The organism is Methylobacterium durans (assembly GCF_003173715.1).
GTDB lineage: Bacteria > Pseudomonadota > Alphaproteobacteria > Rhizobiales > Beijerinckiaceae > Methylobacterium > Methylobacterium durans.
This window is the reverse complement of sequence record NZ_CP029550.1, coordinates 6,415,109-6,430,393: the sequence shown is the minus strand read 5'-3', so window position 1 is coordinate 6,430,393 and position 15,285 is coordinate 6,415,109. Positions and strand designations below refer to the sequence as shown.

The 15,285-nt window shown below is 71.8% G+C and carries 13 protein-coding genes; 7 read left to right on the top strand and 6 right to left on the bottom strand.

Annotated features, from left to right (window positions below; genetic code table 11):
* Positions 1-40 precede the first annotated feature (40 nt).
* Positions 41-310 carry a 30S ribosomal protein S15 gene (gene rpsO, locus DK389_RS30135; RefSeq protein ID WP_109895312.1) on the bottom strand — a complete coding sequence of 90 codons (270 nt, stop codon included), beginning with the start codon at positions 308-310 and terminating at the stop codon, positions 41-43.
* A gap of 274 nt (positions 311-584) precedes the next feature.
* Between rpsO and DK389_RS30130 the strand changes: the two genes are divergently transcribed.
* The gene (locus tag DK389_RS30130) at positions 585-2,000 is read left to right on the top strand and encodes an amino acid permease (protein ID WP_109895310.1); all 1,416 of its coding nucleotides are present in this window, start codon (positions 585-587) and stop codon (positions 1,998-2,000) included.
* Between the two features lie 347 nt (positions 2,001-2,347).
* Here the strand turns inward: DK389_RS30130 and DK389_RS30125 are convergent, their stop codons facing one another.
* The 3 genes from DK389_RS30125 to DK389_RS30115 form a co-directional block, all read right to left on the bottom strand.
* Complete coding sequence (locus DK389_RS30125; RefSeq protein ID WP_109895308.1) at positions 2,348-3,157, bottom strand: exodeoxyribonuclease III; 810 nt, start codon at positions 3,155-3,157, stop codon at positions 2,348-2,350.
* 24 nt (positions 3,158-3,181) lie between these two features.
* Positions 3,182-4,132: an outer-membrane lipoprotein carrier protein LolA gene (locus DK389_RS30120; protein ID WP_109895306.1), complete on the bottom strand. Its 951-nt coding sequence runs from the start codon at positions 4,130-4,132 to the stop codon at positions 3,182-3,184.
* 112 nt (positions 4,133-4,244) lie between these two features.
* A complete protein-coding gene (locus DK389_RS30115; RefSeq protein ID WP_236961086.1) occupies positions 4,245-7,574 on the bottom strand; it encodes a DNA translocase FtsK in 3,330 nt (1,109 codons plus the stop codon).
* A gap of 308 nt (positions 7,575-7,882) precedes the next feature.
* On the opposite strand from DK389_RS30115, the gene DK389_RS30110 reads away from it, so the two are divergent.
* The 6 genes from DK389_RS30110 (at position 7,883) to DK389_RS30085 (ending at position 13,322) form a co-directional block, all read left to right on the top strand.
* Positions 7,883-8,461, top strand: a complete 579-nt coding sequence (locus DK389_RS30110; RefSeq protein ID WP_236960454.1) for a phospholipase A2 family protein — start codon at positions 7,883-7,885, stop codon at positions 8,459-8,461.
* Positions 8,462-8,781: 320 nt separating this feature from the next.
* The gene (locus tag DK389_RS30105; RefSeq protein WP_109895302.1) at positions 8,782-9,084 is read left to right on the top strand and encodes a hypothetical protein; all 303 of its coding nucleotides are present in this window, start codon (positions 8,782-8,784) and stop codon (positions 9,082-9,084) included.
* A gap of 30 nt (positions 9,085-9,114) precedes the next feature.
* Positions 9,115-9,864: a DUF4336 domain-containing protein gene (locus DK389_RS30100; RefSeq protein WP_109895300.1), complete on the top strand. Its 750-nt coding sequence runs from the start codon at positions 9,115-9,117 to the stop codon at positions 9,862-9,864.
* A 148-nt stretch (positions 9,865-10,012) separates the two neighbouring features.
* On the top strand, positions 10,013-10,912 hold the full coding sequence (locus tag DK389_RS30095; protein WP_236960452.1) for a hypothetical protein: 900 nt from the start codon (positions 10,013-10,015) through the stop codon (positions 10,910-10,912).
* A gap of 311 nt (positions 10,913-11,223) precedes the next feature.
* Positions 11,224-11,670, top strand: coding sequence for a TadE/TadG family type IV pilus assembly protein (locus DK389_RS30090; RefSeq protein WP_109895298.1), 447 nt, complete (start codon positions 11,224-11,226; stop codon positions 11,668-11,670).
* Positions 11,670-13,322 carry a TadG family pilus assembly protein gene (locus DK389_RS30085; RefSeq protein WP_109895296.1) on the top strand — a complete coding sequence of 551 codons (1,653 nt, stop codon included), beginning with the start codon at positions 11,670-11,672 and terminating at the stop codon, positions 13,320-13,322. Before DK389_RS30090 ends, DK389_RS30085 begins: the two co-directional genes overlap by 1 nt.
* A 47-nt stretch (positions 13,323-13,369) precedes the next feature.
* On the opposite strand, the gene DK389_RS30080 is transcribed toward DK389_RS30085, so the two are convergent.
* Together DK389_RS30080 and DK389_RS30075 are read right to left on the bottom strand one after the other, a co-directional pair.
* Positions 13,370-13,633 (bottom strand): GNAT family N-acetyltransferase, encoded by a 264-nt coding sequence (locus DK389_RS30080; RefSeq protein ID WP_109895294.1) that lies wholly within the window; start codon positions 13,631-13,633, stop codon positions 13,370-13,372.
* Between the two features lie 60 nt (positions 13,634-13,693).
* Positions 13,694-14,923: an acyl-CoA dehydrogenase family protein gene (locus DK389_RS30075; protein ID WP_109895292.1), complete on the bottom strand. Its 1,230-nt coding sequence runs from the start codon at positions 14,921-14,923 to the stop codon at positions 13,694-13,696.
* Positions 14,924-15,285 lie beyond the last annotated feature (362 nt).

Below are 15,285 nucleotides of genomic sequence, written 5' to 3'. Positions count from 1 at the left end.
AACGCGGTCCAGGGCCGGGCCCGGGACCGCGCGGTGGGTTCTAGCGGCGGATGCCGAGGCGCTCGATCAGGGACCGGTAGCGGGCCTCGTCCTTGCCCTTGACGTAGTCGAGCAGCGAGCGGCGCTGCGAGACCAGCTTCAGGAGGCCGCGGCGGGAATGGTTGTCCTTGCCGTGGGTCTTGAAGTGCTGGGTCAGGTTGGTGATCCGCTCGGTGAGGATCGCCACCTGAACCTCCGGCGAGCCGGTGTCCTTGCCGCCCTGCGCGTATTCCTTGATGAGCGCGGTCTTGCGCTCTGCCGTGATCGACATCGCAATCTGCCTTTCGGGTATCGGGTGCGGGAGGGCCGACCCCTCTTGGGGTGGCCTCGGGGCTCGGGTCTCGGCCGCTGCCGGGATGTCGTCCAGCAGGGTCTACCCCAAGCGATTCAAGCCCCGCCCGTCGCCGGGTCGAGGCGGGCCGGACCATACACGAAACCTCGGTGAGCGCCAGCCCTGCGGCGCAGGGCTGGCGCCCTGGCACGGGATCTGCCGCCACCGCCCGCGAATCCGTCTACGATCCTCCCTCAGGAGACCCTGTCGAACCATGCCCGGCCCTCTCGCGCCCAAGCCCATCGACCGGATCCTCGACGAGGCGGGGCAGGGCGGGACGCCGCTCGCCCGCACGCTCTCGGCCTTCGGCCTCGGCTGCATCGGGGTCGGCGCCACGATCGGGGCCGGGATCTTCGTGCTGACCGGCACCGCGGCGGCGCATTATGCGGGGCCGGGCCTCGTGATCTCCTTCCTTCTCGGCGGGTTCGCCAGCGCCTGCGTCGGCCTGTGCTACGCGGAACTCTCCGCGATGATCCCGGTGCCGGGCTCGACCTACACCTACGCCTACGCCACCCTCGGACGGCTCGCCGCCTGGATCATCGGCTGGGACCTCGTCCTCGAATTCGCCATGGCGGCCGCGACCGTCGCGGTCGGCTGGTCGGGCTACGCGCAGAGCCTCCTCGCCGATCTCGGCCTGCGCCTCCCGGAAGCGCTCGCCGCCGCGCCGGGCGTGGGCGGGCTCGTCAACCTGCCGGCAGCCGGGATCGTGCTCGCCCTGAGCCTCCTCCTGATCGCCGGGAACCGGCGTGCGGCGGGCGCGAATGCGGGGCTCGTCGCCCTGAAGGTCGCGATCATCCTCGCCTTCATCGTCGTCGGCGCCTGGCACGTGACGCCGAGCCTGTGGTCGCCCCTCGTCCCGGCGAATACCGGCACCTTCGGTGAGTTCGGCTGGAGCGGGGTGCTGCGGGGGGCGGGCGTCGTCTTCTTCGCCTTCATCGGCTTCGAGACCGTGGCGACGGCGGCAGGCGAGACCCGCGAGCCTCGGCGGGACCTGCCGGCCGGCCTCCTCGGCGCGCTCCTCGTCACGACGCTCCTCTACGTGGCGGTCGCGGCGGTGCTGACCGGCCTCGTGCCGTACCGGGACCTGGCGGTGGCGGATCCGATCGCGAAGGCGATCGACGCGATCGGCCTCGGCGCCTTCGCGATCCTGATCAAGCTCGGTGCTCTCGTCGGGTTGACCACGGCGACCCTGACCGCCCTCTACGGCCAGACCCGGATCTTCTACGCGATGGCCCGCGACCGCCTGCTGCCGGAGGCCTTCGCCCAGGTGCACCGGGGCACGCGCACGCCCGCGCTGAGCCAGGGCCTGACCGGCCTCGCGACGGCGCTCGTCGCGGGCTTCGTGCCGATCGAGGTGCTGGGAGAGCTCGTCAGCATCGGAACGCTGCTGGCCTTCACGCTGGTCTGCGCCGCCCTGCTGCTTCTGCGGCGGCGGGAACCCGGACGGGCGCGCCCTTTCCGGGTCCCACGGGCGCCGCTGGTGGCGGGCCTCGGCATCCTCGCCTGCCTCGCCCTGATGGCGAGCCTGCCGGCGGACACGTGGCTGCGGCTGGGGGTGTGGCTGGCTCTGGGCCTCGCGATCTACGCCGCCTACGGGCGGGCGCGGGCCGCTCCGGCCCGGGAGGGATGAGGGCGCCCCCTTCGGTGCCGACCTGAAACGATCAGGCGCCGTTTCCCTCTCGTTCCGAGAGGGACAGGGTGAGGGATGCGAGGTTTCTGGAGAGGTCGCACCCCTCACCCGGTCGGCTTCCGCCGACTTGGATCTCCCGGACGGGAGAGGTGGGGCGTTGCGGACGGCCGCTCAGTACGGGCGATGGCCCGGCCGGCCGCCGTAGCGGCGGCGCAGGAACTGGATGACCTTGGGGAGCAGGAAGGCGAGGAGGATCTTGCGCATCGGGTCTCTCGGGTTCGGTTCGCGGGCCGGGAGCGCCCGCCACGTGCCGAGAGAATGCCGACGCGCCGCGCGGCGTTCCGTGCTCAGAGCTCGAGGGCGAGTGTCACCGGCACGTGGTCCGACGGCCGCTCCCAGCCGCGGGCATGGCGGGCGACGGTGACGCTGCGGACCGTGCCGGCGAGATCGGGCGAGACCCAGGCGTGGTCGAGGCGCCGGCCCTTGTTGGCCGCCGCCCAATCGGGCGAGCGGTAGCTCCACCACGTGTAGATCTTCTCCGGCTCCGGCGTCAGCAGGCGGGCCGCGTCGATCCAGCCGGCCTCGCCGCGCAGCGTTTCCAGCCGCTCGGTCTCGGCGGGCGTGTGGCTCACCACGTCGAGGAGTTGCTTGTGCGACCAGACGTCGTGCTCCAGCGGCGCCACGTTGAGGTCGCCGACGAGGATCGCCGGCCCCTTCACCCGGCGCCCGCCCCAGGCGCGCAATTCATCGAGGTAATCGATCTTGTGCGCGAATTTCGGGTTGAGGCCGACATCCGGCACGTCGCCGCCGGCCGGCACGTAGAAATCGTGCAGCACGATCCCCGCGGCCGGCCCCGCCTCGCGGCCGAGCACCGCCGAGATGTGGCGGGCGTCGGGCCGCTCGCAGAAGCTCATCACGTCCCGCGTCAGCAGGGGAAACCGGGAGAGGATCGCGACGCCGTTGTAACCCTTCTGCCCGGCGAAGACGATGTTCTCGTAGCCCGAGCCCTGGAACGCCTTCAGCGGGAAGGCGTCGTCCGGGCACTTCGTCTCCTGCAGGCAGAGCACGTCCGGCCGCGCCTCGGCGAGGAAGCGCAGGACGAGGTCGATGCGCAGGCGCACCGAGTTGATGTTCCAGGTGGTGACGGTGAGGCGCACGCGTGGAGCTCGGGTCGGACGGCGTCAGTGCTGCTGCTGGATCTGCTGCTGCATCGCCTTGTCCTCGCTGCGCCCGTAATTGATGAAGAACAGGGCCGTGTCGACCGATTTGCCCTTTTGTAGGTTCGCGAGCTGCACTGTCGTCAGGTAGCCCTGCGGGTCGGTGATCCGCCACTGGCTCAGCGTCTTCATCTCGGCGTCGAAGTACAGCTGGATCTTCGAGGTGCCGCCGAGCGTCGAGCGGTCTTCCAGGCTGATGCGGACGCCGCCCGGATCGTTCGCGATGTCCGTGACGCTGAGGTCGCGGGCGAGATCGATCTTCTCGCGCAGCAGGAATTTCAGCGGCGTCTGCGCGATGAAGTAGAGGTCCTGCGTCGAGAGCTTGCGGTCGCGCACGGCGACCGAGGTGCCGTCGGCAACGACCTGGAGCGGGGAGGGCTCGTCGTAGTCGAAGCGCAGGCGCCCAGGCTTGGCCAGCGTCAGCTTGCCGCCGATCCGGCGCCCGTCCGCGCCGATCTGCACGAAGGTGCCGGTCAGCGTGGTCATCCCGTTGAAGTAGCCGTTGGCCTGGGCGAGGATCGTCGCGGGATCCGCATCCGCGAAGGTCGCCGCGGCCGCGCTCGGCGCGCCGATCGCCGCGACCTTGGCCTCCTTCGGCTCGACCGCGGGCTTTGCCGCGCCGGTCTTCAGGCTCCCCGTCTTCTCAGTGCCGGCCTTGTCGGTCGCCTTGTCCGGAGCGGCCTTCGCCTCCTTCGCGGCGTCCTTGGCCGCCTTCGGCGCGGGCTTGGCCGCCTGCGGCTTGGTCGCGGGCGGAGGGGCTGGCGGCGCCGCGGGCGCGGGCGCCGGTTCCTCCTTGCGGCCGAACAGGCTGTCGAGGAAGGACGTCACCTGGGCCGATGCCGGCCGCGGCTCGACGAGGATTGCCGCAAGGACGAGCAGAGAACCGGCGAGCAGGCTGTGGCGGCGGCCGATCATCAGGGGCGTCTCCGGGGCGGGCGGCAGGGCGGGCGAGGGGCGGGCCCGAGCCTTAGGCCCGAACCCTGTGGCGAATATGCGACGCCGGTCCGAGGGTCCGGCGCCCATGTCGTCAATCGTCGTCGTACATCACGCCGGACGCGGCGTGGTGGCCGCCCTCGACCAGGATCTCGCGCTTGCCCGCATGGTTGGCCGGGCCGACGATGCCCTCGATCTCCATCCGTTCCATGATGGAGGCGGCGCGGTTGTAGCCGATCTGGAGACGGCGCTGGATGTAGCTGGTCGACGCCTTCTTGTCCCGCAGCACCACTTGGATCGCCTGCTCGTAGAGGTCGCCGCCGGCCTCGCCGCCGCCGGAGGCCACGAAGCTGCCGACATCGAACACCGCGACGTCAGCCTCCTCCTCGGCCTCCGCCCGCTCGGCGCGCTCGGCCTTGTCGGCCTTCGAGCCGCGGGTGGGCTTCTCCGCTTCTCCCGACCCGTCGTCGGCGGTGACGGCGTCGAGGTAGGCGGGCCGGCCCTGGCGCTTCAGATGCGCCACCACGCTCTCCACCTCCGAGTCCGAGCAGAACGGCCCGTGCACCCGCGTCGTGCGCCCGCCGCCGGCCATGAACAGCATGTCGCCCTGACCCAGCAGCTGCTCGGCGCCCATCTCGCCCAGGATCGTGCGCGAGTCGATCTTGCTCGTCACCTGGAAGGAGATCCGGGTCGGGAAGTTCGCCTTGATCGTGCCCGTGATCACGTCCACGCTCGGACGTTGCGTGGCCATGATCAGGTGGATGCCCGCCGCCCGCGCCATCTGGGCGAGCCGCTGGATCGCGCCCTCGATCTCCTTGCCCGCCACCATCATCAGGTCGGCCATCTCGTCGACCACGATCACGATGTAGGGCAGCGCCGACAGGTCCATCTCCTCCTGCTCGTACACCGCCTCGCCCGTCTCCCGGTCGAAGCCGGCGGGGACCGTGCGCAGGATGACCTCGCCCTTCCCCCGGGCCTCGGCCATGCGGGCGTTGTAGCCGTCGATGTTGCGCACGCCGATCTTGGACATCTTCTTGTAGCGCTCCTCCATCTCGCGCACGGCCCATTTGAGGGCGATGACCGCCTTCTTCGGGTCGATGACGACGGGGGAGAGCAGGTGCGGGATGCCGTCGTAGACGGACAGTTCCAGCATCTTCGGGTCGACCATGATCAGGCGGCACTCCTCGGGCTTGAGCCGGTAGAGCAGGCTGAGGATCATGGTGTTGATGGCCACCGACTTGCCCGAGCCGGTGGTGCCGGCGACCAAGAGGTGGGGCATGCGGGCGAGGTCCGCGATGATGGGCTCGCCGCCGATGTTCTTGCCCAGGCACAGGGCAAGCTTGTGCTTGCTCTCGCAGAAGTCGGGCGCCGACAGCAGTTCGCGCAGGTAGACCGTCTCGCGCACCTCGTTCGGCAACTCGATGCCGATGACGTTGCGGCCGGGCACCACCGCGACGCGGGCGGAGACGGCCGACATCGAGCGGGCGATGTCGTCGGACAGGCCGATCACGCGGCTCGACTTGGTGCCGGGGGCGGGCTCGAGTTCGTAGAGGGTGACGACGGGGCCCGGCCGCACGGCCAGGATGTCGCCGCGGACGCCGAAATCCTGCACCGTCTGCTGGAGGTTGAGCGCGTTCTGCTCCAGCACGTCGGCGTCGACTTCCTCGCTGGCGCTCTCCTCCGGCAGGGCGAGCAGTTCGAGGGAGGGATAGGCGTAGTCGGCGTTCTCGAAGACCGCGACGGGCAGGTGGCGCCCGGCCGGGATCAGGTGGCTGCGCGGCTCGGGCAGGATGGCGCGCGGCGCCACCACCGGCAAAGCCGGGGCAGGGGAGGGGGCCCCCGCGGGGACCGTCTCCGCCTCCAGATCGAGAACGGGCTCGGGCTGCGGCTCGGAGGCCACCTCGGCGGCGGACTGCGCGTCGGGTTCGCCGGGACGGACCGCTTCGGGGCTCGGCTTGGTGCGCAGGAGGACGGGCCTCGGCGCGATCGGCTGCGCAGCTGGCCGCACCGACACGGCGGGACCGGTCGCGGCGGGCGGGACAGGACGCGGCTCGGGCGCGCTCGCCGCCGCTTCCGGCTCGGCCTGCGGTCGGGCGGGGCGGATCGCGGCGCGGGCCGCCATCGCGGACACGGCCGGGCGCTGCACGACGGGGGCCGGGGCGGCCGCCGGGGGCGTGCCGGGGCCGAAGATCAGGGACAGGGTGGGGCGCACGGGCGCGGCCGGGACGGCCGGCTCTACGGGTACAGGCACGGAGGTGGATTCTCCGCTCTCCGGCGCATTCGCCGGGCGCGGGGTCTGCACGTTCTCGAAGCGCACCAGGCGCTCCAGCACATAGACCGGGTTCGGCGGCAGCGAGCGCAGGTGCGAGATGTCGAGGGGCATCGAGACGAAGCGCGATACCGGCACGGCGGAGGCGGCGAGCGTCGGCGCGGCCTCGGAGAGCGTCGACGCGGCGAGCGCGGATTCGGAAGACGCGGCCGCCTCGGCCTGGATCGCGGCCCAGACCTCGGCGGAGGTCCAGTCCTGATTGTCGAACCAGGGCTTAACGGCCGACCAGTCGGGCAGATCGGACCAGTCGCGTTCTTCGGCCGGAGCGGCGGGCAATGCGGCGACCGCGGTCGACGCCTCGACGACGATCTCCGCCGGCCGGGCCGGGCGGCGGTCGGGCGTGCGGAAGAAGCGGACGCCCGGAGGGGCGACGAAGGGCTGGCGCCACAGGGGCAGCGGCTCGGACGGGACCGAGGCCGCCGCGGCGGCCGCTGCGGCCTCCTCCTCGGCGGCGCGCAGGGCGGCCGCGCGCTCGGCCTCCCGCTCGGCCTCGACAGCCCGCTGCGCGGCCTGCGCCTCGGCTGCGGCGCGGGCGAGCGCCTCCCGCTCCGCGTCGAGGGCACGCTGGCGCCGCTCCTGCAGGATCGTATCCGGCGTGCGGGTGTAGCGCACGCAGGCCGGAACGGACGGAAGGGGCGCGGGCATCGCCTCCGGCGCGATGGCGGCCGGGCGACGGGGCGAGCGGATCAGGACGCCGGGGCTTGAGGCGGCGACGTCGATCCGGCTCTCGGGCCAGGCGGAGCCTTGAGCTGCCAGCATGTCGGGGCTCGCCCGATCGTCGAAGACCTGGGCCGGCCAGGAGCCGCCTGAGCCGCCGGACCAGCCGCCGGATCCGACCGCGTCCGCGGCCTCGTCGGCATGGGCTGCGTGAGCATGAGCAGCGTGGGCATCGGCCGCGTGGGACCAAGCCTGCTGCGGGGGCACGTAGCGCGGCACTTCCGGCGGCACCGGGACCGGCTCGCCGGCCCGGTCGCGGCCGACCAGCGCCTGCGGCGCGGTGAGCCAGCTCGGCGCCGGGCGCGCCCCGGCGATGGCGTAGCTCGGGCGCGGCGGGGTGCCCGCGAGGCGGCGGGTCAGGCTCGCGCGAAGCGACATCAGCCGGTTGGCGAGGGCGCCGATCGAGAGGCCCGAACGGTCGCCGCCCCGGCCGGGGCGGGAGGGATCACGGTGAGAGTAGGGAGGCCGTCCCGATGCGCGCATGGGTTCTCAGGATTACTCTGAAACGGGGGTCCGCCGGTGAGGCGGCTCCCCGTCAGTTAGGCCGATCGTCGTTAACAGACGCTTGAACCGGCGCGACGCAGGCCCCTTCGCGGCCGGCGTCGCGCCGTCGTGCCGACGGCTCGCGGGAACGATAAGGCGAAGCTCGGACTTTCTGAGCGCACGATCATACGGGACCGGATCTCTTGAACGCCATCGCCCGCTCGCTCATCGTCTTCGCCCTTCTCGCGGCCGCTCCGGCCCATGCGCAGACCGTCCAGGCCCCGCCCGTCATCGTCGAGGAGGAGGAGCCGGTCCCCGGCCCGCCGCCGCCCCTGCCGGACCTGACCGAGCCGAACTCGCGTTCCGCCGACAGCCTCGACGAGCCCGGCGCCCGCTCGGCCATCCCGAAATCGCTGCGCAGTTCGGGGACCCAGTCCGGCGGCCCGGCCAACGACCTGAACCCGAGCGGCCAGCGCGAGGGGCCGACGAGCCCGCGCGGGGATCTCGGCAACGTCCTCACCGGGGCCGAACTCTTTCACGGGAACTATTGCGGGGCCGGGCAGCGCGGCGAGGGCCTCCCGCCGATCGACGATCTCGACGCGGCCTGCCAGCGGCACGACGCCTGTTTCGACGCGGCCGCTCACCGGTCCTGCTCCTGCAACGCCGTGCTGAAGCGCGAGGCCGCGGCGGTGTCCGAGCGTCCAGGCGTCCCCCTCGAAGTGCGCCGCCGCGCCCTCAGCGTGGTCCAGGCCGCCGAGGTGATGCCCTGCCAAGCTCCCTGAGGCGGGCCCCATGAGGCAGGCCCCATGAGGCAGGGGGCTGAGGCCCGGAGCGGGTCGCGGGTGGCCGTGCGACGGATCCGCGAACCGGCGCCCCGGGAAGCGGGTTCAAGGATGAGAAGCCCAGAACGGCTTCGGCCGATCGCGCCCGAGAGCGGGGAGGCGAACGATGCGCATTCCTGCCCCTCGCCCTTCCGGAGACCGGCGCAGGCATCGCTGACGGCGAATCACGGGCGGCGTTCCGGAGCCGTTCACGCGGCACGGCTCAGGTTGCCGGCGTGGACAGGCCGCACCCGTCCTCGGGTGAACGGATGGAGGGACCCATGAAGACCATGCTCACAACCTCGTTCCTGGCGGCGGGCCTGCTGATCGCCGGGCTCGGTGCCGCCGGGGCCGCTCCCGGCCTTCCTCAGGCTGGGCAGGGGCTCGCCTCGGGCGCCGTGCCGGTCGCAATGTGCGGCTATTCCTGCCGTCGCGGCGGCCGCTACATCCCGGGGCCGCCGAGCGTCTGCTACGACGAGGGCCTGAACTATTGCGGCTCCTCCCGCGACGTGGGTCCGCGCCGCTTCTACGACGGTTACGATCGCGGCTACGGACGCCGCTACGATCGCTACGAGCGCTACTGACGATCGATCGGGGCGGGGGAGGAGACGCTCATGTCACCTCGAAGGGTCGAGCCGGCCTACCCGCCCCTCGACGTTCCGAAGCCCGTGGACGAGGGTATCTGGATCGTCGACAGCGGCCCTCTGCGCGTCCTCGGCATGCCGCTGCCGGTGCGGATGACGGTGCTGCGCCTCTCCGACGGAGGCCTCTGGCTCCACTCCCCGACGCGCTACGACCCGGATCTGCACGAGACGCTGGAGATCTTCGGGCCGATCCGCCACCTCGTGGCGCCTAACAGCGCGCATTGGACCTTCGTCGAGGCCTGGCAGCGCCACTGCCCCGAGGCGCGCGTCTGGGCCGCGCCGGGCCTGCGCGACCGGGCCCAGGTCCGCAAGTCGGGCCTGCGCATCGATTTCGATCTGCCCGAGACCGCGCCGGCCGACTGGACCCGCGACCTGACGCAGGTTGTGGTGCCGGGTCTTGCCGGCTTCCGGGAGGTGGCGTTCCACCACCGGGCCTCGCGCACCCTGCTGCTGACGGATCTCGTCCAGAACCTCGAGCCTGACCGGCTGCCCGCGCCGATGCGTCCCCTCGCCCGCCTCGCCCGCGTGACGGCGCCGACGGGCCGGGCGCCGGCCTATCTGAGGCTCGCGGTGAAGCTCAAGGGGCGCGCGCCCGCCGAGGCGGCCCGGCGGCTCGTCGGCTTCCAACCCGTGCGGGTGATCTTCAGCCACGGACGCTGGTTCGAGCGCGACGGGACGGCCCGCCTCGCGCGCTCCCTCGCCTGGCTCCTGCCGCGCTGAAGCAAGCCTCCAGCCGACGATCCGGGACCGCAGACCCGCTTGGCAGATATCCCCCTGGCCCAGGTCCGCCGGACGCAAGCTCCGCTTGACCTGACGCAACAGCCCCGCCTATCAGATATAGCATAAGCTATAAAGATAAGGGGTTACCATGTCTGCTGTGCTGTTCCGACGTCTCCGGGACGCCGCACGCGTCGCGGGCTCGGCCTTCGGGCTCGTGAGCGCGGCCGCCATCGCGCAGACCGCACCGACCGCCATCGAGAACCTGACGCCCGGCGGCATCGACAGCGAGCACCTGTTCGGCTTCGCGGAGGGCAGCGATCTCGGCGTGCCGGGCGAGGTGGAACTCGAATGGGAAACGACGGGGCGCCTCGGCCGCCGGCTCGGCCGCTTTCTCGCGATCGATTCGAGCCTCGCGCTCAAGATGCCGCTCACGGCCGATTTCCGGCTCGCGCCGGGCCTCACCTTCAACGCCTACGACATGGGCGTGCCGGCCCGGACCAGCGGCGGCTTCAACGGTGGATTCCTAGAGACCCGCCTGCGCCTACTCGACCGCCGCACGGCGCCCTTCGGCCTGACGCTGAGCGTCGTGCCCGGATACGGCGGGGTCGATTCCGGCACCGGCGGACCGGCCCGCAGCTACGGCACCGACGTCGCCCTCCTCGCCGACCGGGAACTCGTGCCGGGCCGGCTGGTGGCCGCGCTCAATGCCGGCTTCGGCTTCGCCTCGACACGAACGGAGGTCGGGCCGGCCGTCCACGGCTCGGGCCTGGAGGTCGCGGGGGCGCTGGCCTATCAGGTCCGGCCCGGATTCTTCCTCGGCGGCGAGGCGCGCTACGCCCGGGCCTACGGGGGATTGGCCCTCGGTCGGCTCGGCGGCCAGGCGGCCTATCTCGGGCCGACCCTCTACGCCAGCCTGTCGTCCCATGCCTGGATCTCCCTCGCCTGGAGTTTCCAGGTCGCCGGTCGCGAGCGCGGCGGCCCCGAGGGCCTCGACCTCGCGAACTTCGACCGGCACCAGATGCGGCTCAGGGTCGGCTACAGCTTCTGAGCAGCAAGGCGCGATCGACGGACCGTCCTGAGCGCCGGAGCGAACGCAGCGTTTGGTTGTATCGCCGAGCGGGCCGAGCGCGCCACCGAGATCGCTGCCGCCTCACGATCAAAGCCGCGCCGTCACGATGAGCCAGAGATGATACGTTCAACTGTATCTAAGCACGCAATTAGTGAATACAAAATTCCTAGATGACGAGAAATTTTCGCCGTCGACTCCGAGAGAGAAAATCAGAATTTTAAGACCTCATTAAGTTCCGTACGCTTCATTTGAAACTCTAGGTTTCACATGCAACCGCTACGGGGCATCCTATGCTTCGCGCCGACAGACGCTTGTCTCGACAGATTGTGCGCGCCCATTGCTGCCGCGGTACGGCTGCCGTGGAATTCGCGCTCATCATGCCAGTATTGGTTGCACTGATCGCGGCCATCCTCACGTTCGGTCTCTATCTCGGCGCGCTGCATACCCTGCGTCAGATCGCGGGCGAGGCCGCGCGCGCGAGCATTGCCGGCATCACGGACCAGGAGCGGCGCGACCTCGCCCGGGAACGGGTCAACACCGCGCTCGCCCACGGCGCGATCTTCGCGCCCGGAAGCGTCGACGTGACGGTCGGGTTCGATACGGCGGATCCGAGCCTCTACGCGGTGACCCTGCGCTTCGACACGCGACGACTCGGCCTGACTGGTCTCGCCCGGATCGTGTCCATCCCGCAGAATCTCGTCAGCAGCACGGTCACGGTCCGGCGCGGGGGCCTCTGATGACGCGCCTGCCCGCCATCCGCGACTGCCGCGGATCCGTCGCCCTCGTGACGGCCTTCGGCTTCGCGGGCCTGCTTGCCGCCGGCGCCCTCGGCATCGATGCCGCGGCGCTCTTCCAGGCGCAGCGGCGGGCCCAGGGCGCGGTCGATCTGGCGGCCATCCTGGCTGCAGCCAAACCCGCGGATGCCGAGACCGTGGCCCGCCAGTCCCTCGCGGCGAACGGCTACCGAGCGGCCACGGACATCACGGTGCAGAGCGGCCGCTACGTCGGCGATCGATCGGCCGCCGTGTCGCGCCGGTTCACCGCCGCGACCGCTCAGGCCAACGCGGTGCGCGTCGAGCTCCGGACGAGCGCCCGCACCACCTTCTCGCGCGCCCTCGGGCTGCCGGCCGCCTTCGCGATCCGCACGTCCGGCACGGCCGCCTCCGCGCAATTCGCCTCGTTCAGCGTCGGATCGGGCTTGGCTGCGCTCGACGCGGGCATCGTCAACGCCGTGCTCGGTGCCATGCTCGGCACGACGCTCAGCCTGAGCGTGGCCGACTACAACGCCCTCGCGCCAGCGCGCATCGACGCCTTCCGCTTCTTGGACGCGCTGGCGGCGGAGTTGAACCTCGAGGCGGCAACCTACGCCGACGTGGTGCGAGCCCAGGCCACGCTCGGCCAGATCCTCTCCGGATTGCGCGTCGTTGTGGGCGGCATCGAGGGCGGCGCGGCCGCATCCGCCCTCGCCAAAGTGTCGCGGAGCGTGCGCGCGGGCGGCAACGCGTTCGCGGTCGGTCGGGTCGTCGACCTGGGCGACGCGGCGGCCCTGTCGCCGGGCCGCGGCAGCCGCGGCCCCGACCTCCGCCTCATGCCGGTCCTGTCGGCGGCCGCGTCGATCGCGAACAACGCGCAGCAGGTCTCCGTCGACCTCGGCGCCGGCGTGCCGGGCCTGCTGCGCACGCGGGTCACGCTCGCTCTCGGCGAGCCGCGCCAGAGTTCGGGCTGGGTCGAGCCCGGAAGCGCCAACGCCACGGTCCGCACCGCGCAGATCCGGCTCCTGATCGAGGCGAGCCTGACTGCGCCGCGGGGCCTCGCGGAACTGACCATCCCGCTCTATGCCGAGGCCGCCCAGGCCACGGCGTCCCTCCGATCGGTCGTCTGTCCGTGGACCGACGCGGGTCAGCGACGGGTCGACCTCGATGCGAGGCCGGGCGTGCTGGACCTCGCCATCGCGGAGGTCGCGAAGAGCGCGCTCGACCCGAGGACCGCCGCGCCGGACCTGACCGCCCCCGCGACGATCCTGTCGGCCCTCACCCTCGCGACGGTGAAGGGCCGGGCCCGGGCGACGGTCGGTACGCCCTTCGCACAGGCCGTCACGTTCAGCGACGCGGACATCGCCAACCGCGTGATCCGCACGGTCTCCTCGCAGCAGATGGTGCACTCGGCCGTGGGCAGCCTCCTGGCGAGCTTGGACCTGGACGTCAGGGCGCTGGGTCTCGGAGTCTCGACGCCGGATCTCCAGCGCGGCATCCGGGCGGCGCTGACGGATGCGGCTCCGATCCTCGATCAGGTACTGGACAACGTGCTCCGGACCTTCGGCATCCGGGTGGGCAGGGCGGATCTGAGCGTCGACGGCGTCCGATGCGATCGGGCGGTGCTCGTGCAGTAGCGACCGCCCGCACGCCCTGCCCGGGCGCCGCCGCGCCGGGTGCCGATTCAGACGAGCAGGTCGCGGTGCTCGGGATGGGCGCGCAGCCAGGCCCCGGCGTAGCCGCAGAGCGCCGTGATCCGCCGCCCCTCCGCGCGGGCCGAGGCCGCGACCGCGTGCATCAACCGGTCCGCCGCGCCGGTGCCGCGCAGGGGCGGCGGCGCGTAGACGTGGCGGATGACGAGGAGCCCCTCCCGGCGCTGATAATCGACGAAGACGGTATGGCCCTCGATGTCGAGCTCGAACCGGCTGCGCTCCGAGTTGTCGTGCATGGATTTCCTCGCGATGGGCCGTGCCATCTGGGAAGGCCGGGCGCCCGGCGGGAGGTCGCGTCAGGGTCGCGGCAGCATCCGGTCGCTGACGATGCGGCGCTGGATCTCGCTCGTCCCCTCGAAGATCGTCGTGAGGCGCGCGTCGCGCCAGTAGCGCTCGACCCGGCGCTCGGTGGTGTAGCCGTTGCCGCCGTGGAGCTGCATCGCCTGATTGGTCACCCGCACCGCCATCTCGGTGGCGAGGAGCTTCACCATCGCCGACTCGCTCTCGGCGGCCTCGCCCTGGTCGAGGAGATGGGCGACCTGGCACCAGAAGGCGCGGGCCTGCGCCACCTCGGCGGCCATGTCGGCGAGGGCGAAGCGCAGCGCCTGGAAGTCGCCGATCGGGTGGCCGAACTGCTCGCGCTCCTGCAGGTAGGCCTGCGTGTCCTCGACCGCCGCGCGGGCGACCCCGACTGCCCGGGCCGCCGTGTGGACCCGGGCGATGTTGAGGCCCCGCTGCACAGCCGCGAAGCCGCCCGAATCGGCGTCGGCCCCCTCGTCGCCGTAGAGCCCGGTCAGGCGGTCGCTCTCGGGCACGCGCACCCCGTCGAGGTCGAGCTCGAAGGTCAGGAAGCCGTGATAGCCGATCTTGTCGATGACCCGGCCCGTCATGCCCTCCGGGAAGGTGCCGGGCTCCTTGACCACGAGGAAGGGTTCGAGCCCGGCCGAGCGCGGCTCGCCGGGCTCCGGGTCGCGAGTCCGAGCCAGAACCTCGATGAAATCCGCGGCCTGGGCGAAGCCCGCCCAGCGCTTGGTGCCGGTGAGAACCCATTCGTCGCCGTCCCGCACGGCGCGGGTCTGCACCCCGGCGAGATCGGAGCCGGCGGTCGGCTCGGAGAGGGAGATGCTGCCGATCCAGCGCCCGCGGGCGGATTTCCGCAGCAGGTCGAGGCGGCGCGAATCGGCGAGCGTCTGGGTGCCGAGGCCCTGGCCGCGGGCGAGGATGCTGCCGACCGAGAGCCAGGACCGGGCGAGTTCCTCCGAGACGAGGCAATACTCGAAGACGCCGAGGCCGAGGCCCCCATGCTCGGACGGGATCGTGATGCCGAACCAGCCCTTCTCGGCCATCGCGTCGATGAGCGAACGCGGCATCTCGGCCTTGCGCCGGTCGAGCTCGTCGGCCAGCGGCAGCACCACGTCGCGGGCGAAGGTGCGGGCCTCCGCCTGCAGGCGCACCCGCGCTTCCGTTCGCCAGGGCGACAGAAGCTCCGGAGGACGCGGCGCGTAGCGGTTCTGGTCCTTCGACATGCGTTCCCCCGGCCCCCGCCGCTCCCGGTCAGATCGGCTGTCCGGATTACCTAAGGCGGGCGGGGGAAACGGCCACGCTGTCAGGGCAGGAGGGCGTTGAGGAGCGGCGCCGTGACGAGGCCCATCGCGAAGACGACGATGCACATGCGGCGGAACTGGAGATCGGTGACCATCGCTGCCTCTCCTGCGGCTGTCCTTCAGCCGGCGGCGCATCTCGTAGCGGCCTGCGATTGCGCGGGTGTTTCGTGCCACGGCCACGATTGTTTCGTAGTGACGTGGCGCACACGAACGCACTGACACATCCGCCGCATTGCGGGCGACCCCTCGCAAGGCGGCATCGGCGGCGCCAAGAGGAAGATTAG